The following is an 825-nucleotide window of genomic DNA, read 5'->3' on the forward strand; positions in this document are numbered from 1 at the left end:
CTTCCGGCGGGAACGTTGAGCATCCAGCCGCCGGACGGGCTGACGTTGGTGAACTTCGAGACGAACTTCTACACCACCAGCACCGCCCCGATCAGCACCACCGTGACCCTGCTGGGCCAACAGGTCACCCTGGAGGCCACACCGGCCCGGTTCGGGTGGCACTTCGGCGACGGCGAGACCACCACCACGACCGAGCCCGGAGCGCCCTACCCCGACCTGTCCATCACCCACCGCTACCGACGCACCGGCGAGTACCACCCCCGCCTGTCGACCACCTACACCGGCCGCTACCGCATCGGCACCGGCCCCTGGCAGACCATCCCCGGCACCGTCACCATCGACGGCCCCGCCCACCAGCTCCGCGCGATCGAGGCCGACCCCCAACTCGTCGGCCACTGACCAACCGACACGAACACCGACAGACCGGCAGACCGGCAGACCGGCAGACCGGCAGACCGGCAGGCAGGCCGGTTGGCTGGGTCAGGCGGCGGCGTGGTTGAGGACCAGCTCGGTGACCATGATGTCGACCCGGGTGGGTGTCTGGTGGCCGGTGGTGGGGGTGATGCGTCGGGTGCCGGTCGGGTCGATGAGGTAGTGGGCCCCGTAGGGATCGCGCCAGATCACGATCCCGGGGAAGGGATGTCGGGCCTCCCAGCCGGCGTGGGTCTTGATCCGGTGATGGGTCCGGGTCAACGGGCCCAGGTTCTCGATGCTGGTCGCCCCACCCTCGCTGTAGGGGACGGCGTGGTCGAGGTCCATCCGGCGGCTGGTGTTGGCGGCGAACGGGAACACGTCGGCGGGATGGATCAGGTGCACCGCCTCGCG

2 protein-coding genes are annotated in these 825 nt (G+C 70.1%); one reads left to right on the forward strand and one right to left on the reverse strand.

Translation table 11 applies throughout. The annotated features are described in order from the left end of the window. A partial coding sequence (locus ACPZVR_RS25415; RefSeq protein WP_436702484.1) for a PKD domain-containing protein occupies nucleotides 1-399 on the forward strand: 399 nt, incomplete at its 5' end. Nucleotides 400-480: 81 nt separating this feature from the next. Here ACPZVR_RS25415 and ACPZVR_RS25420 read toward each other — a convergent pair. After that, nucleotides 481-825: HNH endonuclease signature motif containing protein (locus tag ACPZVR_RS25420; protein ID WP_436702485.1), on the reverse strand; the 345-nt coding region annotated here is incomplete at its 5' end.

The sequence above is a fragment of the Nocardioides segetis genome (assembly GCF_051390595.1).
Classification (GTDB): Bacteria; Actinomycetota; Actinomycetes; order Propionibacteriales; family Nocardioidaceae; genus Nocardioides.